At 72.1% G+C, this 19027-nt stretch carries 19 protein-coding genes; 16 read left to right on the top strand and 3 right to left on the bottom strand.

Annotated features, from left to right (window positions below; translation table 11 throughout):
* Positions 1–290: 290 nt before the first annotated feature.
* Positions 291–920 carry a TIGR03085 family metal-binding protein gene (locus tag OIE67_RS27960; protein ID WP_106244662.1) on the bottom strand — a complete coding sequence of 210 codons (630 nt, stop codon included), beginning with the start codon at positions 918–920 and terminating at the stop codon, positions 291–293.
* A gap of 117 nt (positions 921–1037) precedes the next feature.
* Between OIE67_RS27960 and OIE67_RS27955 the strand changes: the two genes are divergently transcribed.
* Positions 1038–2843, top strand: a complete 1806-nt coding sequence (locus OIE67_RS27955; RefSeq protein ID WP_326645500.1) for an ABC transporter ATP-binding protein — start codon at positions 1038–1040, stop codon at positions 2841–2843.
* Complete coding sequence (locus OIE67_RS27950; protein WP_326625953.1) at positions 2840–4621, top strand: ABC transporter ATP-binding protein; 1782 nt, start codon at positions 2840–2842, stop codon at positions 4619–4621. Before OIE67_RS27955 ends, OIE67_RS27950 begins: the two co-directional genes overlap by 4 nt.
* Before the next feature lie 77 nt (positions 4622–4698).
* On the opposite strand, the gene OIE67_RS27945 is transcribed toward OIE67_RS27950, so the two are convergent.
* Positions 4699–5088: an ATP-binding protein gene (locus OIE67_RS27945; protein WP_106244666.1), complete on the bottom strand. Its 390-nt coding sequence runs from the start codon at positions 5086–5088 to the stop codon at positions 4699–4701.
* Positions 5081–5938: an MEDS domain-containing protein gene (locus OIE67_RS27940; protein WP_326625950.1), complete on the bottom strand. Its 858-nt coding sequence runs from the start codon at positions 5936–5938 to the stop codon at positions 5081–5083. The genes OIE67_RS27945 and OIE67_RS27940 overlap by 8 nt, the downstream gene beginning before the upstream one ends.
* A gap of 133 nt (positions 5939–6071) precedes the next feature.
* Here OIE67_RS27940 and OIE67_RS27935 point away from each other — a divergent pair, with 133 nt between their 5' ends.
* The 14 genes from OIE67_RS27935 to OIE67_RS27870 all read left to right on the top strand — a co-directional run bounded on the left by OIE67_RS27935 (position 6072) and on the right by OIE67_RS27870 (position 17721).
* Entirely contained in the window at positions 6072–6407 is a 336-nt protein-coding gene (locus OIE67_RS27935) for an STAS domain-containing protein (RefSeq protein WP_326625948.1), read from the top strand.
* Between the two features lie 66 nt (positions 6408–6473).
* Positions 6474–6821: a phosphoribosyl-AMP cyclohydrolase gene (hisI, locus tag OIE67_RS27930; RefSeq protein WP_106244671.1), complete on the top strand. Its 348-nt coding sequence runs from the start codon at positions 6474–6476 to the stop codon at positions 6819–6821.
* A gap of 10 nt (positions 6822–6831) precedes the next feature.
* Positions 6832–7527, top strand: a complete 696-nt coding sequence (locus OIE67_RS27925) for a Trp biosynthesis-associated membrane protein (protein ID WP_326625944.1) — start codon at positions 6832–6834, stop codon at positions 7525–7527.
* A gap of 109 nt (positions 7528–7636) precedes the next feature.
* On the top strand, positions 7637–8302 hold the full coding sequence (locus OIE67_RS27920) for a DUF4190 domain-containing protein (RefSeq protein ID WP_326625942.1): 666 nt from the start codon (positions 7637–7639) through the stop codon (positions 8300–8302).
* 165 nt (positions 8303–8467) lie between these two features.
* Entirely contained in the window at positions 8468–9046 is a 579-nt protein-coding gene (locus OIE67_RS27915; RefSeq protein WP_326625941.1) for a CD225/dispanin family protein, read from the top strand.
* Positions 9047–9092: 46 nt separating this feature from the next.
* Positions 9093–9524, top strand: coding sequence for a DUF2752 domain-containing protein (locus tag OIE67_RS27910; protein WP_326625939.1), 432 nt, complete (start codon positions 9093–9095; stop codon positions 9522–9524).
* A 122-nt stretch (positions 9525–9646) separates the two neighbouring features.
* Positions 9647–10486 (top strand): indole-3-glycerol phosphate synthase TrpC, encoded by an 840-nt coding sequence (gene trpC / locus OIE67_RS27905; protein ID WP_106244679.1) that lies wholly within the window; start codon positions 9647–9649, stop codon positions 10484–10486.
* A gap of 20 nt (positions 10487–10506) precedes the next feature.
* Positions 10507–11730 carry a tryptophan synthase subunit beta gene (gene trpB, locus OIE67_RS27900; protein ID WP_407674914.1) on the top strand — a complete coding sequence of 408 codons (1224 nt, stop codon included), beginning with the start codon at positions 10507–10509 and terminating at the stop codon, positions 11728–11730.
* A gap of 286 nt (positions 11731–12016) precedes the next feature.
* The gene (gene trpA / locus OIE67_RS27895; RefSeq protein WP_181307842.1) at positions 12017–12811 is read left to right on the top strand and encodes a tryptophan synthase subunit alpha; all 795 of its coding nucleotides are present in this window, start codon (positions 12017–12019) and stop codon (positions 12809–12811) included.
* A 290-nt stretch (positions 12812–13101) separates the two neighbouring features.
* Positions 13102–13581, top strand: coding sequence for a DoxX family protein (locus OIE67_RS27890; RefSeq protein ID WP_245956063.1), 480 nt, complete (start codon positions 13102–13104; stop codon positions 13579–13581).
* A complete protein-coding gene (locus OIE67_RS27885; RefSeq protein WP_326625933.1) occupies positions 13578–14342 on the top strand; it encodes a DsbA family protein in 765 nt (254 codons plus the stop codon). Before OIE67_RS27890 ends, OIE67_RS27885 begins: the two co-directional genes overlap by 4 nt.
* 26 nt (positions 14343–14368) lie before the next feature.
* Entirely contained in the window at positions 14369–15751 is a 1383-nt protein-coding gene (lgt, locus tag OIE67_RS27880) for a prolipoprotein diacylglyceryl transferase (RefSeq protein WP_326625930.1), read from the top strand.
* On the top strand, positions 15748–16452 hold the full coding sequence (locus tag OIE67_RS27875; protein ID WP_326625928.1) for a VIT1/CCC1 transporter family protein: 705 nt from the start codon (positions 15748–15750) through the stop codon (positions 16450–16452). Before lgt ends, OIE67_RS27875 begins: the two co-directional genes overlap by 4 nt.
* Before the next feature lie 312 nt (positions 16453–16764).
* Complete coding sequence (locus OIE67_RS27870) at positions 16765–17721, top strand: hypothetical protein (RefSeq protein WP_326625926.1); 957 nt, start codon at positions 16765–16767, stop codon at positions 17719–17721.
* Positions 17722–19027 lie beyond the last annotated feature (1306 nt).

Raw genomic sequence — 19027 nt, 5'->3', positions numbered from 1 at the left:
TACCCGGATCTGGGCGATCACTAGGCATCTTCTGTGAAGATGTACATGATCCTAACCGGGGGGCTTCTTTCTGTTGCCATGGTACGGGCTTGAATCCGCGCGCGAGCGCCTGCCGCGCCGGGATTTCCGTGACGGCCGGGGCGCAGCAGGTGAGTGCCTCATGACAGAAGATTGATCGGCTTCCGGCCTGGTCATCGGGCCTGAGCGGAGGGCCGCTCGGCGGGCGTGAGCACGAATCGCGTGGCCCGATCGGGGGCCCGGCCGGCGGGGCCCGGCCGGTCGGCGTGTCGTCAGACCCCCAGGGTCGCCTCGCGCAGCGCGCTGACGGCGTCGGGCTCGCCGGTGAGCTCCACCCTGGCGTGCGCCTGCCGGCCGAAGCAGAACATCAGCAGCTCGCCCGCCCGGCCGGTGACCTCGACCCGGGAGCCGCCCTTGGGCCCGCCGAGCGCGACGCCGCCGCCGAGCCGGTGCAGCACCACGCCCACCGGCGACTTGCGCAGCGTCAGCCGGGCCCCGCTGGAGACCCGCTTCCAGATCAGCCGTTCGAGGTCGTCGGGCAGCGCGCGGGGCTCCCAGTCCGGCTGGGCGCGGCGCACGTCCTCGTGGTGCACGAACAGCTCCAGCGTGTTGACCGCCTCGTCGAGCGCGGGCAGCAGCCCGTACACGCCGCCCGGTTCGCGGACCAGGCCGACCAGCTCGGGGTAGGGCAGGCGCGTCTTGAGGCGGTTCTGCACCGAGGCGGTGTAGCCGGCCAGCGGCTTGAGCGCGATGCCGGGCATCGCGTCCGGCCTGCGCTCGCGGATGGCGAGGTGGGCGGCCAGGTCGGCGGTGGTCCAGCCCGCGCACAGGGTCGGCTCGTCCGGGCCGAGCCGGTCGAGCAGGTCGCAGAGCGCGGCGCGTTCGCCACGAGCATGAGTCACGGGCCCAACCCTACCGGTGGGAATAACGAAGTGATCAGACGTGATACTGACATACGTATAAACGTGCGAGTCTGAGAGGAAATCCCCCGCGTGGCGAGCAAGGTCACCTCGGCCGTGATGCGTCAAGGACTCCGTGTCCTTGGGGTGGCCATCCGCACCGAAAAGGCGGTTTTCACACTGGCGGTCACCGCCAGCGCCCTGTACGGAGGCATGACCGTCGCCTCCGCCTGGGCGCTCGGCTGGGCGACGCAGAACGTGGTGCTGACCTCGTTCACCGCAGGCGACGTCACGACGGGCGCGCTGTGGACCGGCGTGCTGCTCATCTTCGGCACCGCGCTGCTCAAGGCCATCGGCGTGGCCGGGCGGCGGATCCTGGCCGGAGTCATGCAGTACCGCATGCAGGCCAGGTCGCGCCGCGACGTGACCAAGCAGTACCTGCGGCTGCCCCTGTCCTGGCACCACCGCCACCCCACCGGCCAGCTCCTGTCGAACGCCAGCGCCGACGCCGAGGCCGCCTGGGCGCCGCTCGCGCCGCTGCCGATGGCGGTCGGCGTGATCGTCATGCTGGTCACGGCGGCGATCGCGATGCTCTTCACCGACCTGGTGCTGGCCCTGGTCGGCTTCCTCATCTTCCCGGCCATCGCCGTGCTCAACCTGGTCTACCAGCGCCGGCTCAGCCCGCTGGCCACCCGCGCCCAGCAGCTGCGCGCCGAGGTCAGCGAGATCGCGCACGAGAGCTTCGACGGCGCCCTCGTCGTCAAGACCCTCGGCCGCGAGGAGCTGGAGACCGACCGGTTCCGGCGGCGCGCCCACGAGCTGCGCGACGCCAACATCGCCGTCGGCCGGGTGCGCGGCCTGTTCGACCCCATGCTGGAGGCCCTGCCCACGCTGGGCGTGCTCGCGGTCCTGGCCGTCGGCGCGGGCCGCCTGTCGGCGGGCGCGATCGACGCCGGCGGGCTGGTGCAGGTGGCCTACCTGTTCACCCTGCTGGCCTTCCCCATCAGGGCGCTGGGCTGGGTGCTGGCCGAGCTGCCGCGCAGCGTGGTCGGCTGGGAGCGGGTGCAGGCCGTCCTGGACGCGACCGGCTCCATGGAGTACGGCTCCGCCGCCGCCACCTCGACCGCCCCGGCGGAGCTGCGCATCCGCGACGTCTCCTACGCCTACGGCGAGGCCGAGGTCCTGCACGACGTCACCTTCGAGGTGCCCGCCGGCCGCACGGTCGCCCTCGTCGGCCCCACCGGCTCGGGCAAGTCCACGCTCGTCCAGCTCCTGGCCCGCCTGGTCGACCCCGACTCGGGACAGGTGCTGCTCGACGACGTCGACCTGCGGGAGCTGCCCTACGGCGGCGTGGCGGAGTCGGTGGCGCTGGTCCCGCAGCAGACGTTCCTGTTCGACGACACCGTACGCGGCAACATCGCGCTCGGCGGCGGCGGTGACAGCGACACCGGCATCGGCGACGAGGACGTGTGGGCCGCGCTGCGCCTGGCCCAGGCCGACGGGTTCGTCGCCCGCATGCCCTCCGGGCTCGACACCCGCGTCGGCGAGCGCGGCGCCACCCTGTCCGGCGGCCAGCGCCAGCGCCTGGCCCTGGCCAGGGCCGTCGTGCGCCGCCCCCGCCTGCTCGTCCTCGACGACGCCACCTCCAGCGTGGACCCCCAGGTCGAGGCCAGGATCCTGCACGGCCTGCGCGACGCCGCCCAGGCCTCGACCGTCGTGGTCGTCGCCTACCGGATGGCGACCATCGCGCTGGCCGACGAGGTCGTCTACCTCGACCGGGGCCGCGTCGTGGACCGCGGCACGCACGAGGAACTGCTCGTGCGCTGCCCCGGCTACCGCAACCTGGTGACGGCCTACGAGCGCGAGGAGGCCGAGCGCGCGGCCATCGACATTCCCCCGATCGAGGAAGAAGAGATCAGCGCATGACGGTCCAGAGCATCCGGCGCGATTCGGAACGTTCCGCGCTGGCCACGGTCCGCCGCGGACTCTCCCTGACCCCCGAGTTCCGCAAGGGCCTGGCCGGCACGCTGGCGCTGGCCGTCATCGCCACCATCGGCAAGATCATCGTGCCGGTCGCGGTGCAGCAGACGATCGACACCGGCCTCAAGGGCGGCACCCCCGACGTCCCGTACATCACCGGCGCGGTCGTGATCTGCGCCGCCGCGGTCGTGCTCACCGCCCTGGCCGCGTACGTCATGAACGTGCGCCTCTACAAGGCCACCGAGTCCTCCCTGGCCACCCTGCGGGTGCGGGGCTTCCGGCACGTCCACGACCTGTCCGTGCTCACCCAGAACACCGAGCGCCGCGGCGCCCTGGTCTCCCGTGTCACCAACGACATCGACCAGATCAGCACCTTCATGCAGTGGGGCGGGCTGATGATCATCGTGGCGTTCGGCCAGCTGTTCGTGGCCACCGTGCTGATGTTCGTCTACTCCTGGCAGCTCACCCTACTGGTCTGGGCCTGCTTCGTCCCGCTCATGATCGCCCTGCCGCGCTTCCAGCGGCTGCTGTCGCGGGCGTACACGGTCGTGCGCGAGCGCACCGGCGACATGCTGGCCGCCGTCAGCGAGTCCGTCGTCGGCGCCGCCGTCATCAGGGCCTACGCCTCGGAGCGGCGCACCGCCGAGCGGATCGACCAGGCCGTGGACGCCAACAAGAAGGCCCAGACCAGGGCGCAGACCATCGTCGGCTTCGTCTTCCCGCTGACCGAGATCGTGGCCGCGCTCGCCATCGCCGGCGTCGTCCTGCTCGGGGTGCGGCTGGGCATGTCGGGCGACATCACCCAGGGCGAGCTGGTGGCGTTCCTGTTCCTCGTGACGCTGTTCGTCTCGCCGCTGCAGACCGCCACCGAGGTGCTGAACGAGGCGCAGAACGCCGTCGCCGGATGGCGCCGCATCCTCGGTGTCCTCGACACCCCGCCCGACGTCGCCGACCCCGGCGAGCAGGGCGTGCAGCTGCCCCGGGGGCCCATCGAGGTCGCGTTCGAGAACGTGCACTTCTCCTACCCGGGCGGCGTGCCCGTGCTCAGCGAGGTCACGATCGAGATCCCGCCGCGCTCCCGCGTCGCGATCGTGGGGGAGACCGGCTCGGGCAAGACCACGTTCGCCAAACTCCTGACCAGGCTCATGGACCCCGGCTCAGGCCGTGTCACGGTGGACGGCCACGACCTGCGCGACGTGCGCTTCTCCTCCCTGCGCGAACGGATCGTCATGGTCCCGCAGGACGGCTTCCTGTTCGACGGGACCCTGGAGGACAACATCCGCTTCGGCAAGCCGGCGGCCACCGCCGAGGAGATCGAGCTGGCGCTGACCGAGCTCGGCCTGGCCGACTGGCTGGAGGGCCTGCCCGCCGGCCTGGCCACGCCGGTCGGGCAGCGCGGCGAGTCGCTGTCGGCGGGCGAGCGCCAGCTCGTCGCCCTGGCCCGCGCCTACCTCGCCGACCCCGACCTGCTGCTGCTGGACGAGGCCACCTCCGCGGTGGACCCGGCCACCGAGGTACGCCTGGCGCGCGCCCTGGAAGGCGTCACCAGGGGCCGCACGGCCGTCTCGATCGCGCACCGCCTGTCCACGGCGGAGAACGCGGACGAGGTGCTGGTCTTCGACTCCGGCCGCCTGGTGCAGCGGGGGCCGCACGCGAAGCTGGTGGACGAGCCCGGCGTGTACGCCGACCTGCACGCCTCCTGGATCTCCGCCGCCCGCTCCTGACGCTCCCGCCCGCCTGGCATGGACGCTTCACGGGTGCACGGAGGCTTATGCGTGCGGGCCCGGGAACGCGTCGAGGCTCACGCGCGCATGGCGGCGAAGGTGACGCTCGTGCCCGCGGGACCCGACACGATCGTGATGTGCTCGCACAACATGCTGGTGAGCCACAGCCCCCGCCCGCAGGAGTCGAATCCCGCGGGCGGGCGCATGTCGCCCATCCACCCCGCCGGCAGCCCCGGGCCCTCGTCGGTGATCTCGCACCACAGCCGCTCGCCCCGCGTCCACAGCCGCAGCCGCCCGTGCCCGCCGCCGTGCACGACCGCGTTCGTGACGATCTCGTTGACCGCCAGCACGAAGTCCTCCAAACCCCTGCCGGTCAGTCCCGCGCGGCCGGCGTGCTCGGCGACGGCCCTGCGCAGGAACGTGATCCGTCCCCGGGCGAAGCTCGTGCAGAACACCTGTCTACACATCGCCCACCCGGCGCACGGCGATGACCTCGTCGGCCCTGATCAGCCTGAGCACCCGGGCCACGGACGCCCCGCACACCACGGAGGTGCTCCCGTACGGCCTGGCCAGGGCCGTGACGGTGAGGAGCTGGGCCGAGCCGGCGTCGATGAAGTCGAGCCCGGTGGCGTCGACCACGACCTCGCCCGGCTCGTGCTCCAGCCGCGCCAGCAGCGAGGCGAACGCCGGCCGGTTGGTCAGGTCGATGTCCCCCCACACCCGCAGCCCCGGCGGCGAGCAGGTGTTGGCGAAGCGCAGCAGCGCCTGCTCGGGGGAGATCGGATGCACCGAGGCGGCCCGGTCGAGGGCGTCGCGGGGGAACAGCCGGCGGTCGTACTGGCACACGGCGGCCAGCCACCGCTCCCCGAACAGCTCGTTGGTCGCCGCCTCGAACGCCGCCTGCCCGCGGGCGTCGCCCACGCCCCAGGAGGCGTCGATCAGCGCGTACACGCCGTGCTGCCCGTGCTCGCGGGCCCGGTCGTGGGCGCCGGTCAGCTTCGCGTGCACCCGCTGGAGATCGAGCGAACCGCCGGTGAAGTAGGTGTCGGCGCAGGCCAGGATCTCGATCCGGCCGGCGTCCTCGGCGTCGGCGAACCCCGGCACCAGCGGTGCCAGCCACGCGCGCGTCCGCTCGGGGCTGTCGGCGTGCGTGATGAGCACCACCCTGGTGCGGCGGCGCAGGCCGTTCAGCGTGAACTCCTGCGCGGCCGTCATCCGCTCCCGCTCGCCCTCGAACGGCAGGCAGACGTGATCACCCAGATCGGGATCGAGGACGGAGCCCGCGACGTGCACCACGATCGTGTCCTCCCCTAGCACGCGTCGGCTCCGAAATTACTCCGATCCACGCCATCACGTAGCGCGTTCTCAGTAAAACCCACTGTGACGCGCCCCAGACCGGTGTACCTTTTCGGCGGGGCCACCCGTGGGAGGGGACATGAGGAGCATGGGCGTGGATGTGCTGGAGATGTCACGACACCAACACGGGGAGCTGGTGGTGGTCAGCCTGGCGGGGGAGCTCGACGTCGACAACGTCTCCCGGGTGCGCCAGTGCCTCGACGAGGCCGTCCGCGCGCACGGCCCCCGGCTGGTGGTCGACCTGAGCGCGCTGACGTTCATCGACACCACGGGGCTCGGCGTGCTGGTGCGGCAGCTGGCCGCTCTGCGCGACCGCGACGGCACCATGGCGCTGGTCGTCCCCGACGGGCTGGTGCTGCGGCGGCTGCGGCGCACCAACCTGGCGCCGCTCTTCCCCATCTACGACACGCTCTCCCAGGCCCTGGCCTGATACCGGGGGAGGCGGGCGCGGCACAGCGGTGGCGGGGGCACGAGGCGGGGCTGGTTGAATGGCAGCATGTCGCTCGACCCCAAGATCGCCGCCCGGCTCAAGCGCAACCCCGACGGCCTGATCCCCGCCATCGCCCAGCAGTACGACACCGGTGAGGTGCTCATGCTGGCCTGGATGAACGACGAGGCCCTGCACCGCACGCTCACCACCGGCCGGGCCACCTACTGGTCGCGCAGCCGCGCGGAGTTCTGGGTCAAGGGCGACACCTCCGGCCACGTCCAGCACGTCAAGTCCGTGGCGCTCGACTGCGACGGCGACACCCTGCTCGTCAAGGTCGACCAGGAGGGCGCGGCCTGCCACACGGGCGAGCGCACCTGCTTCGACGCCGACCGGCTCGACGTCGTGCTGAGCTAGGCGGGACGGCATGCGGGCTGACAAATCAGACGGGGCCGACAGAGCTGACGGCGCCGGCAGGGTCGGCGAAGCCGACGAGGTCGGAGGCGTTGGCGGAGCTGACGGGGTCGGCGGAGCCGTCGAGGGCGGCGGGGCGGCGGTCCGGCGTGGCGAGCTGTGGGGCTGGGTCGTGGCGACCGCGCTCGGCAGCCTCCTGGTGCTCGTCGCCGCCGGGCAGACCTGGGCGCGGGTGCTCGGGAACGGCGACACGGCCGCGCCCACCGGCGGCGACCTCAGCCCGGTGCTGACACCCGCGGCGCTGGCGGGCCTGGCCGGCGTGGTGGCCGTGCTGGCCGCCAAGGGGCTCGGCCGCCGCGTCGTCGGCGTGCTGCTCGCCCTCTGCGGCGTGGCCACCGCGGCCGGGACGTGGACGGCGCTCGACGACGCCGGCGTCACCGGCTGGCTGCGCGAGCGCAACGTGCTCCACGGCGTCACCGACCTGCCCTGGGAGCCGGTGACCTGGTGGCCCGTCGTGTCCGGCGCGGGGGCCGTACTGATGATCGCCGGAGGAGCGGTCGCGGTCGTGCGCGCGAGCGCGTGGAGCGGCATGTCGGCCCGCTACGACCGGGAGCGGCGCCCGCCGGCCGGCGCCGAGACGCAGGTCGCCGACGACAGGGCGCTCTGGGACGCGCTCGACCGCGGCGACGACCCGACCGATTCCCGCTGAGCACCGGCCCTGGCGAATCCCGCATTGTTCTGATTCCTTGGCCGCCCGGCGAACATTTCCTCAATAGGCTGCCGTTGCAACTCGCCACGGACATTTGAGGAGCCGGCTCATGAGCTACGGGGATCAGGGTGAAAACGGCGGCTACGGGGCCCAGCCGCCGGGGGGAGGCTATGGCCAGCAGCCACCCGGCTACGGCCAGCCTCAGGGGGGCAACGGAGGATACGGCCAGCAGCCGCCGTCGGGGGGCGGCTACGGGCAGCAGCCCTACAGCGGCGACGGGGCCTACGGGCAGCAGCCCCAGAGCGGCGGTTACGGCCAGCAGCAGCCCGGCCATGGAGGTTACGGCCAGCAGCCGGCCAGCCATCCGCAGGAGCTCGGCTACGGGCAACTGCCGCCCAGCGGCGGTTACGGCCAGCAGCCCCCCAGCTACGGCGGTCACGGTCAGCAGGGGTACGGTCAGCAGGGCTACGGGCAGCCGGGCTACTACGGGCCGCCCCGCTCCACCAACGGCATGGCGGTGGCCTCGCTGGTCCTGGGCATCATCGGCCTGGTCGCCTGCGGTCTCACCAGCATCCCCGGCGTGATCCTCGGCCACGTCGCGCTCAACCGGATCAAGCGCACGGGCGAGGAGGGCTCCGGCATGGCCGTCGGCGGTCTGGTCACTTCGTACATCACGGTTGCCATCTGGGTGTTGTGCTGGCTCATCTTCGGCGGCATGCTGCTGTCTCTGATGGGCCTGAGCGCTGCCGCCACGTCGTCCTCGTACGACTACTGAAACCGGCGGTGACCTGCGCCGCGCGTAGCCGGACCGTGACGACCCGCTTGCGGTCCGATTACGAATTGTCCGCAAGATGGACGTTAGTCCTCGTAGTAGATGGTTTCTCGCTAGGCTGCCGCGCGCAACTCAGACTCGAAGATGACGACATGAGGGGTCATTAGCATGAGTTACGGTAACCAGGGCGACGGCGGATACGGCGCTCAGCCGCCCGGCGGCGGTTACGGTCAGCAGCCTCCGAGTGGCGGTGGCTACGGCCAGCAGCCCCCGAGTGGTGGCGGTTACGGCCAGCAGCCCCCGAGTGGTGGCGGTTACGGCCAGCAGCCCCCCAGCGGTGGCGGCTATGGCCAGCAGCCCCCCAGCGGTGGCGGCTACGGCGGTGGTTACGGTCAGCAGCCCCCGAGCGGTGGCGGCTACGGCCAGCAGCCTCCCGGTGGCTACGGCGGCGGTTACGGTGGCGGCCCCGGCGGCAACCCGCCGGACAACCACCTCGTCCCCGCCATCCTCACCACCCTGTTCTGCTGCCTCCCGCTCGGCGTCGTGTCGATCGTCAAGTCGTCGCAGGTGAACCAGAAGTGGCAGATCGGCGACTTCGCGGGCGCTCAGCAGGCCTCCGAGGAGGCCAAGACGTGGTGGAAGCGCAGCCTGATCATCGGCGCCGTCGGCTACGGTCTGCTGATCATCGCGTACGTGCTGTTCTTCGTGATCTTCGCCGCCAGCATGTCCTCGTACTCGTCGTACTAGGCCGCGAAAGACGACGAGCACGTACCGGAAGGCGGATACTGGAGACATGAGTTTCGCAACAACCGAGCGGCGCGGCACGAGACGCCTCAAGGCGCTGCTTCCGCCGCTCGGTGTTGCGGCCGCCGCCGGCGTGGCGTTCGCCGTGGTCGGCGCGGTGGACCCCAACGAGCCGGGTCACTACCCGACCTGCCCGTTCCTGATGATCACCAAGCTCTACTGCCCGGGATGCGGCACGCTGCGCACCATGCACGCCCTGGCGCACCTCGACCCGGTCGCCGCGCTCGGGCTCAACCCGCTCGCCATGGCGATGATCCCGTTCCTGCTGTTCTGGTGGGGACGGTGGGTCCTGCGGTCGTGGCAGGGCCGGCCGCGGCGCACGACGCTGGCGCATCCGGCGTGGCTGTGGGTGTTCATCGGAGTGGTCATGGTCTACTGGGTCGTCCGTAATCTGCCCTTCGGGGCGTTCCTCGCTCCCTGACCGGGTGCCGGTGGCGAGGTGACCCCATGCGGGCCGATAGCATCGCAGGATAAAGGCGAGAGAGCGGACGCGACGCGAACTCTCCGCCACCCCCAGCAGCCGACCGGAGGGACCTCAAGCGCGTGAGTGAGCGGACGGAAGGGCCGAGTGTCCTCGACGACATCCTCGACGGGGTGCGCGCCGACCTCGCCGCACGTCAGCGGGACGTCTCCATGGACGAGCTCAAGCAGCGGGCCGAGCGGGCGCAGCCGCCCAGAGACGCCATGGCCGCGCTCGGAGGCGACAGGATCTCGGTGATCGCCGAGGTCAAGCGCTCCAGCCCGTCGAAGGGCGCGCTCGCCGCGATCGCCGACCCGGCGGCGCTGGCGGCCGACTACGAGGCGGGCGGCGCCCACGTCATCAGCGTGCTGACCGAGCGGCGCAAGTTCGGGGGCAGCCTCGAAGACCTGGCCGCGGTCCGCGCCCGCGTCGACATCCCGATCCTGCGCAAGGACTTCATCCTCACCTCCTACCAGCTCTGGGAGGCCCGCGCCCACGGCGCCGACCTGGCCCTGCTCATGGTCGTCTGCCTGGAGCAGGAGGCTCTGGTGTCGCTGATCGAGCGGGCCGAGTCGATCGGGCTCACCCCGCTGGTCGAGGTGCACACCGACGAGGAGCTCGACCGGGCGGTCGCCGCCGGCGCCCGGGTCATCGGCATCAACGCGCGCAATCTGAAGACACTCGAGGTCGACCGCGACGTCTTCACGAAACTGGCGCCGAAGATCCCCGATAATGTGATCAAGATCGCCGAGTCGGGGGTGCGCGGGCCGCACGACCTGCTCGCCTACGCCCGTGGCGGCGCCGACGCCGTGCTGGTGGGGGAGAGCCTGGTCACCGGAAAGGACCCGCGCAAGGCAGTGGAGGCGCTGGTCACCGCCGGCGCCCACCCGTCGACGCGCCCCGACCACTCAGCAGAGGGATAGCAGTGGCAAACGAAGGCACCATCCTGACCGCCGCCGACCTGGCCGGCAACGGCGCGCGCGGCGACGACCCCGACGTGCACGGCAAGTTCGGCATCTTCGGGGGCCGCTACGTGCCCGAGGCGCTCATCCCGGCGCTCGACGAGGTGGCCGCCGTCTACGAGAAGGCCAAGAACGACGCGGAGTTCCTGCGCGAGTTCGACCACCTGCTGCGCACCTACGCCGGCCGGCCCACCACGCTGACCGACGTGCCGCGCTTCAGCGAGCGGGCCGGCGGCGCCAGGATCGTGCTCAAGCGCGAGGACCTCACCCACACCGGCGCCCACAAGATCAACAACGTGCTGGGCCAGGCCCTGCTGACCAAGCGGCTGGGCAAGAAGCGGGTGATCGCCGAGACCGGCGCCGGCCAGCACGGCGTGGCCACCGCCACCGCCGCGGCCCTGCTCGGGCTGGAGTGCGTCATCTACATGGGCGCGGTCGACTGCGAGCGCCAGGCGCTCAACGTGGCCAGGATGAAGCTGCTCGGCGCCACCGTGGTGCCGGTGACCAACGGCTCCCAGACGCTGAAGGACGCCATCAACGAGGCCTTCCGCGACTGGGTGACCAACGTCGACACCACCCACTACCTGTTCGGCACCGTCGCGGGGCCGCACCCGTTCCCCGAGATCGTGCGCGACTTCGCCCGCATCATCGGCGTCGAGGCCCGCCGCCAGATGCTGGAGCTGACCGGCAAGCTGCCCGACGCGGTGTGCGCGGCGGTCGGCGGCGGCAGCAACGCCATCGGCGTCTTCCACGCCTTCATCGGCGACCAGGACGTCGCGCTGCACGGCTACGAGGCCGCCGGCCACGGCCTGGAGAGCGGCGAGCACGCGCTCACCCTCACCGCCGGCTCGGTCGGCGTGCTGCACGGCTCGCGCACCTACGTCCTGCAGGACGACGAGGGCCAGACGATCGAGTCCCACTCCATCTCCGCCGGGCTCGACTACCCGGGCGTCGGCCCCGAGCACGCCTGGCTGAAGGACTCCGGCCGCGCCACCTACCACGGCGTCACCGACGACGAGGCGATGGCCGCGTTCTCGCTGCTGGCCAGGACCGAGGGCATCATCCCCGCCATCGAGTCCTCCCACGCGCTGGCCGGAGCGCTGGAGCTGGGCCGCGAGCTCGGCCCCGCGGCGACCATCCTGGTCAACCTGTCCGGGCGCGGCGACAAGGACATGGGCACGGCGATGAAGTACTTCAACCTCTGACACCTGAGACTCCGTGACCCGCCGCGAACGGGCGCCCCGGCTCCCGGCGTCGGCGGCTCCGGGCGACGCGGCGTCGGATGCCGGCGGACCCGGCTTCCGGTGCCGGCGGCTCGGGGCGATTCGGCTCCGGGCGCTGTTGGCGGCCCGGGACGATCCGCTGACGACCCGCGCCGGGCCGGGCCGGGTTGCCGCCCGCGACACATCGGCGTCCGACCGGCGCGGGGGATTCTGGGGCGGGCGGGCGGCAGGGCATCATGGTGAGACTCGACCTTCGAAACGGATAGACATGACGACTCTTCAGACGGTTTTCGCCAAGGCGAAGGCGGACAACCGGGCCGCGCTCGTCGGCTACCTGCCCGCGGGCTTCCCCTCCAAGGACGGCGCCATCGCCGCCGCCGCGGCCCTGGTGGAAGCCGGCTGCGACGTCATCGAGATCGGCCTGCCCTACTCCGACCCGCTCATGGACGGGCCGACGATCCAGGACGCCGTGCACAGGTCGCTGACCAACGGCACCCGCATCGCCGACGTGATGCGCACGGTGGAGGGCGTCGCCGCGACCGGCGCCGCCACGCTCGTCATGACGTACTGGAACCCGATCGACAAGTACGGCGCCGACCGCTTCGCGCGCGACCTGGCCAACGCGGGCGGCGTCGGCACCATCACGCCCGACCTGACGCCCGAGGAGTCCGAGCCGTGGCGCGCCGCCTCCGCGGCGGCGGGCATCGACACGGTCTTCCTGGTCGCGCCCAGCTCCACCGAGCAGCGCATCAAGGCCGTCGTCGACTGCTGCACCGGCTTCGTGTACGCGGCCTCGCTCATGGGCGTCACAGGCGCCAGGGAGAGCGTCAACGTCGCCGCCGAAGGCCTGGTCGAGCGGACCAAGGCCCACACCGACCTGCCCGTGTGCGTCGGGCTCGGCGTCGGCACCGGCGCGCAGGCGGCCGAGGTGGCGGCCTACGCCGACGGCGTCATCGTCGGGTCGGCGTTCATCCGCCGCATCCTCGACGCGCCCGACGAGGCGGCCGGCCTCGAGTCCGTCGCCACGCTTGCCAGGGACATGGCGCGAGGCGTACGCCGCTGACCGCGTTCTGAACACGGGCCCGCGAGAACACGCGGGCCGATACGGGCGTGTGACGCCGCGCGAGCCTGCCGCCCGGTGCGCTGAAGTGTGCCGCGCAGCCTTCGTGTCGTTTGTCATGAAAAGTGGCGACTCTCCCAGGTCAGCCAGGGGGAACCCGCTTAGCTGATGCTTATCTCCGGCGTGGTCAGATGGAGATCCCGGTACTGTGCGCGACTTCCGCGCAGATCCAGAGGAGAACACACGTGGCCGCGTCACTAGCATTGCCGAGAGCGACAACGGCGATACCCTGGGTGACAACCGTTGCCCGGCTCGTGCTGGGCGGGGTGCTGGTCGCGGCGGGCGCGCTCAAGATCGGCAACCCGGCCGACTCCGTCGTGGCGGTCAAGGCCTATCAGCTGCTGCCTGAGCCGGTCGCCGTCGCGGTCGGATACGCCCTGCCGATCCTGGAGATCGTGGTCGGCGTGCTGCTCATCGTCGGGCTGCTCACCAGGGTCGCCGCGGTGATCGCCGGGCTGCTCATGTTCGCGTTCGTGTTCGGGATCGCCTGGGCATGGGCCAACGGCCTGCGGATCGACTGTGGCTGCTTCGGCGGCGGCGGGCAGCTGGGGGTGGGCCAGGAGCCGACCTACCTGCTCGACATCCTGCGCGACTTCGGCCTCGTCCTGCTCGGCGTCTGGACGGTGCGTTTCCCGCCGGGCCGCTTCGCGCTCGACGGTGCCCTCGGAATCGGGGGCGACACAGGTGATGACGACGAGGGGGACGACCGATGAGCAAGGGCGAACGTACCAAGACGAAGTCGCAGTCGGCGCGCGAGAAGATCAAGGCGCAGCAGGCGGAGGCGCGGGCGCGGGAGAAGCGCCGCCGGGTGGTGGCCTACACGACCGCGGGCGTGGTCGCGGTGGCCGCCGTCGGGCTCGGCGTGTGGTACGCCGCCAGCACCTCCCGTTCCGAGGAGGCCGGGGCGGCGCTCGCGCCGGTCACCGTGCAGCCCGACGGCAGCGTCGTGATGGCCAACGCGGGCGTCGCCGCGCCCGTGGTGGACATCTACGAGGACTTCCAGTGCCCGGCCTGCAAGGAGCTCGAGCGGGTCAGCGGCCCGACATTCAAGAATCTGGCCGCGGAGGGCAAGGCCAAGGTGGTCTTCCACCCGATCACGATCTTCTCGCAGGAGCCGACCAAGTCCAACTCCGTACGGGCGGGCAGCGCGGCCAGGTGCATCGCGGACGGCAAGCAGTGGATGGCCTTCCACGACCTGCTGTACAAGAACCAGCCCCCCGAGAGCGAGGTGGGCTTCACGGCCGACCAGCTCAAGCAGTGGGGCAAGGACGCCGGCGTCACCGATCCCGGCTTCGACGCGTGCGTGACCTCGAACAAGAACGCCGACGCGCAGCTCGCGTACAGCAAGAAGGTCAGCGAGGAGCAGAAGCTCGATCACACGCCGACAGTGAAATTGAACGGTACAGAGATAGACAATCCGGTACTGTTCAGCCCGTCGCAACTTCGCGATGAGATTACGAAGGCGGCCAAGTAGCCTCGCTTCCGCTACCCTCACCTGACATGCCCCTTGCCTCGATTCCCAGCCCTTCCCAGGGGGTCTGGTATCTCGGAATCATCCCGATCCGGGCTTATGCGCTATGCATCGTGCTCGGCGTCATCGTCGCCGTCTGGCTGAGCGAGCGGCGCTGGCGCGCCCGCGGCGGCCAGCAAGGGACGATCATCGACATCGCGGTCCCCGCGGTCATCTTCGGTCTGATCGGCGGCCGGCTCTACCACGTCATCACCGACTGGCAGACCTACTTCGGCAGCCGCGCGATCAAGGAGCCCATCCAGGCGCTGTTCATCTGGGAGGGCGGCCTCGGCATCTGGGGCGCCGTCGCCCTCGGCGCCCTCGGCGTCTGGCTGTCCGTGCGCAAGCGCGGCATCTCCATGGGCGCCGTCGCCGACACGGTCGCGCCCGGCATCGCCTTCGCGCAGGCCATCGGCCGCTGGGGCAACTGGTTCAACCAGGAGCTCTACGGCTCGCCGACCACGTTGCCGTGGGGGCTGGAGATCGACATCGAGCACGGCGGCGAGCCCGGCGTGCTCTATCACCCGACCTTCCTGTACGAGTCGCTGTGGGACGTCGCGCTCGGCTTCGCGCTCATCTTCGTGGGCCGTAGCCTGGCGCTGCGCCACGGGCGGCTGTTCGCCCTCTACGTCGCCGGTTACACGCTCGGCCGCTTCTGGATCGAAGGGCTGCGCATCGACCCGGTCGGCGGCGTCGACCACGCGGTGGAGTTCCTCGGGCTGCGGATCAACCAGTGGACCTCGATCGTGCTGTTCGTGCTCGCCCTGGTCTACTTCTTCGCCACCCGCAACAAGACGGGCGTGGAGATCGTGTCGCCGCCGTCGGCGGACGACCCGGACGCGCAGGCCGAAGTGGACCCGGAACACGCGGCGGGCCAGGCCGATCCCGGCACGGGCGAGTCCTCCACGACCGACGCCCCTCCAGGCGACTCCACGGTCGGCGAGACCTCGGAGCCGGAGACGGCCGCGAAGCCATCGGCGACGGCCTCCGGAGACTCTCCGGCGGCGTCCGCGCAGGACTCCGCGGCCTCCGACCAGCCGGAGACCGGGAAGCAGCAGCCGGGCACGGCCGACGCCGGCGAGTCAGCGGACGCGACGCGTACGGAAGACTCCCAGAGCAGCACCGCGGATGCCACCGACGACACCCCGGCAGACCCCGGACCCACCACGACCGGCTCCACCGGCGCCGCTTCCACCGAAACGGCTACCGCCGGGACGGATGCCGCACCAGCCGCTGAAGCCGACACGGGCACCAAGGCAGCGGACGACGATTCGGGAGAGCCCTCCGGGCCAGGAGAGCCCTCCGGCACAACAACCTCTCCCGAGACGCTCGCCGAGCCTGAACCCGTGACGAAGGAGAAGAACTCGCGATGAGCGGTCGCGCGGAGGCCCACCACCGACATCGCGACGTCACCGGAGGCTGGCTACGGCCGTCGGTGTTCGGCGCGATGGACGGCCTGGTGTCGAACTTCGCGCTCATCGCAGGCGTCGCGGCCGGCACCGCCAACACCCGCATCATCGCCCTCGGCGGAGCCGCCGGCCTGGCCGCCGGGGCGCTGTCCATGGCGGGCGGCGAATACGTCTCGGTGGCCAGCCAGCGCGAGCTGGCCCAGGCCGAGATCGCCGTCGAGCGGCGCGAGCTGGCCAGCCATCCCGATGACGAACGGGAGGAGCTGGCGCAGACGTTCGTGGACAGGGGCGTGGCGCCCGACCTGGCCGCCGAGGTGGCCAGGCAGATCTCGCTCCACCCTGACCAGGCGCTGGAGGTGCACGCGCGCAACGAGCTCGGGGTCGCGCCAGGCGACCTGCCGTCGCCGGTGCTGGCGGCGGTGTCGTCGTTCCTGTCATTCGGGGTAGGGGCGTTGCTGCCGCTGCTGCCGTACCTGCTGGGGGCGCACGACCTGCTCTGGTCGGCCGGATTGTCCGGTGTGGCGCTGTTCGTGGCCGGGGCGATCGTCTCGGTGGTGACGGCGCGCAGCTGGTGGTATTCCGGGCTACGCCAGCTGCTGGTGGGAGCGCTGGCGGCGGCGGTCACCTTCACCGTCGGGAACTTCGTCGGGGCGGCGGGGCTGTGATGGCCCGCAAAAGATCACCCTCCAAGGGCGGCCGCACGGGCGGCAACGACGAAACTGGCCGCACCAGAGGCACCCGCTCGACGCCGCCCACAGACAGCACAGGCTGGCCCGCCACCGACCCTCACGGCACACCCCCGGACACGGGGTGGCCCGGCGCGGGCCCGGAGGGCGGCCGCCGTGGCGCCGCTGCCGGTCCGGACGGCGGCCACCACGGCCCGGGTACCGAAGGCGCTCGGCCCGGCCCTGGGACGGACGGCGGCGGCTGGCCCGCCCCCGGCACTGACGGCGGTGGCTGGCAGGCCGCTGGGACGGATGGTCGCGGTCGTCGGCCTGCCGGTATGGAGAGTGGTAGTTGGCAAGCCAGTGGGACCGACGGCGGAGGTCGGCGCGCTGCCGGGACGGATGGCCGCGGTCGTCGGCCTGCCGCTGCGGACAGCGGCAGTTGGCAGGCCGCTGGTGCGGCTGGGACGGATAGTGGTGGCTGGCCGGCGGCGGGTGATGGTCGGTCGGGAGCGGGTGCAGGTGGTCGGAGCCGCCGTTCGGACGGTGGCGGCTTCGGTCGGGGTCGTGGCAGGTCCGGCGCGCATACCGACGGCGGCGGCTGGCCGGCGGGCGGCGCCGAGGGTATCGGCGCGGACGGCGGCCGACATGGTGCCGCTCCAGAGAGCCGGCGTCGCGGCGTCGGTGCTGACGGTGCTCGGCCCGGTACCAGCGCCGACGGCGGTCGGTCTCACGCGGGCGTGGACGGTGGCTGGCACGGTGCCGGTGCCGACAGCGGCCGGTCCCACGCGGGTGCGGACGGGGGCCGGCACGGTGTCGGTCCCGAGGGTGGGCGGCGCGGTTCTGGGTCCGACGGCGGTAGACCGGCTGCCGGGACGGATAGCAGAGGCTGGCCGGCTGCCGGTTCCGGCTGGCACGCCGCTGGGACGGACGGTGGTGCTCAGCCGGCTGCCGGTACCGATGGCGGCTGGAACGCCGCTGGAACGGATGGTGGCGGTAGGCAGGCCGCTGGGACCGATGGTGGTGGTCGGCGCGCTGCCGGGACGGATGGTCGCGGTCGGCGGGCTGTTGGTCCGGACAGTGGCGGTTGGCAAGCCGCTGGGACTGGGACCGCTGGGACGGACGGTCGCGGTCGGCGGGCTGTTGGTCCGGACAGTGGCAGTTGGCAAGGCGCTGGGACGACCGGGACCGCCGGGACGGATGGTCGCGGTCGGCGGGCTGTTGGTCCGGACAGTGGCGGTTGGCAAGGCGCTGGGACGGCCGGGATGACTGGGACGGCCGGAACGGATGGTAGTGGTCGGCCGGCGGCTGGTGACGGCCGGTCGGGAGCGGGCGCAGGTGGTCGGAGCCGCCGTTCGGAGGGTGGCGGTTTCGGCCGAGGGCATGGCCGGTCCGGCGCGCACACTGACGGCGGCGGCTGGCCGGCAGGCGGTGCCGAGGGTATGGGCGCGGACGGTGGCCAACCCCTGACAGGCACCGACGGCCGCGGTTGGCACGCCACCGGCGGCGGCCCGCAGGCGGCCGAACCGGACGACCGGCGTTCGGAAGGCGGCCGCGGCAGCCGCAGAGCCGGCCGCTCTCATGGCGGCCGATCCGAGGAGCCGGTGAACGGCAATTGGCAGGCGTCCAGCACAGGCGACGGCCTGCTGTCGAACGACGGCTGGTCCACCGACGCGCCCGGCGCCGGACTGATGGCAGGCGGCCGGTCGGCAACCGACAGCCGAGCCGCGAACCCGGCAGGTGGCCGACCGGCGGATGACACCTGGTCAGCAGATGCGACCGGCGGCGGGTCAGAGGGCGCGACTGGCGGTCGGCGGTGGGGCCGTGGCCGGAGCCGGGGCGCGAGCGCGGACGGTGGTCGTTCGGCGGATGATGCACGGTCAGCGGATGGGACCGGTGGCCGGCGGTCGGGTCGTGGCTCGGGCGTGAGTGCGGGCGATGGCCGGTTCGCGGAGGATGCGTGGTCGGCTGATAGGCGACCGGGGACCGGTGACGGAGGTACGAACGCGGGTCATGGTCGGCCGACCGACGATGGGTGGTCGGCGGGTGCGGCCGGAGGACGGCGGCCGGGCGATGGCAGGTCTGCAGGTGCTGACAGTGGCGCCATGTTCATGGCCGGAACGGTTGACGGCGGCTGGTCGGTCGACAGCGCTGGCAGTACCGGCGGTGTCGGCGGTGTCGGCGGTGTCGGCGGTGTCGGCGGTGTCGGTGGTGCTGGTGGCGGGGACGGTGGTGCGCGGCAGGCATCGGAGACGGAGGGCAGGCGGCGGTTCGGGCGTGGGCGGAAGTCGGCGTCGGGCGGGCGGAGGGCCGAGCCCGGTGATGGGGAGGCGGAGTCCGGCTGGCTGAACGGTGAGGACAGTGACCGGGCGTCGGCGTTCGGGTGGCCGGAAGAGGACTCCGATGGTGCGGATGCGGCGTCCGGGAGGCGGAAGGCCGAGTCCGGCGGTTCGAAGGGCGTGTTCGGGCGCGGGCGGAGGGCCGAATCCGGTGCGCCGGAGGTGGCGTCCGGGCGTCGGCAGGCCGAGTCCGGTGGTTCAGAGGCGGTGTCCAGGCGTCGGACAGCGGAGTCCAG

The sequence above is a fragment of the Nonomuraea fuscirosea genome, from assembly GCF_035917475.1.
GTDB lineage: Bacteria > Actinomycetota > Actinomycetes > Streptosporangiales > Streptosporangiaceae > Nonomuraea > Nonomuraea fuscirosea.
The sequence above is the reverse complement of the archived record's forward strand: the minus strand, read 5'-3'. Positions and strand labels throughout refer to the sequence as shown.

Excerpts from the sequence above, each read along its gene's own strand:
- OIE67_RS27945 (WP_106244666.1), bottom strand. The coding sequence starts at position 5,088 with ATGTGTAGACAGGTGTTCTGCACGAGCTTCGCCCGGGGACGGATCACG.
- OIE67_RS27920 (WP_326625942.1), top strand. The coding sequence starts at position 7,637 with ATGAGCTACGGGGATCAGGGTGAAAACGGCGGCTACGGGGCCCAGCCG.
- OIE67_RS27910 (WP_326625939.1), top strand. The coding sequence starts at position 9,093 with ATGAGTTTCGCAACAACCGAGCGGCGCGGCACGAGACGCCTCAAGGCG.
- OIE67_RS27875 (WP_326625928.1), top strand. The coding sequence starts at position 15,748 with ATGAGCGGTCGCGCGGAGGCCCACCACCGACATCGCGACGTCACCGGA.
- OIE67_RS27925 (WP_326625944.1), top strand. The coding sequence starts at position 6,832 with ATGCGGGCTGACAAATCAGACGGGGCCGACAGAGCTGACGGCGCCGGC.
- trpA (WP_181307842.1), top strand. The coding sequence starts at position 12,017 with ATGACGACTCTTCAGACGGTTTTCGCCAAGGCGAAGGCGGACAACCGG.
- lgt (WP_326625930.1), top strand. The coding sequence starts at position 14,369 with ATGCCCCTTGCCTCGATTCCCAGCCCTTCCCAGGGGGTCTGGTATCTC.
- OIE67_RS27870 (WP_326625926.1), top strand. The coding sequence starts at position 16,765 with ATGGTCGCGGTCGTCGGCCTGCCGGTATGGAGAGTGGTAGTTGGCAAG.
- OIE67_RS27885 (WP_326625933.1), top strand. The coding sequence starts at position 13,578 with ATGAGCAAGGGCGAACGTACCAAGACGAAGTCGCAGTCGGCGCGCGAG.
- OIE67_RS27950 (WP_326625953.1), top strand. The coding sequence starts at position 2,840 with ATGACGGTCCAGAGCATCCGGCGCGATTCGGAACGTTCCGCGCTGGCC.
- OIE67_RS27955 (WP_326645500.1), top strand. The coding sequence starts at position 1,038 with ATGCGTCAAGGACTCCGTGTCCTTGGGGTGGCCATCCGCACCGAAAAG.
- hisI (WP_106244671.1), top strand. The coding sequence starts at position 6,474 with ATGTCGCTCGACCCCAAGATCGCCGCCCGGCTCAAGCGCAACCCCGAC.
- OIE67_RS27915 (WP_326625941.1), top strand. The coding sequence starts at position 8,468 with ATGAGTTACGGTAACCAGGGCGACGGCGGATACGGCGCTCAGCCGCCC.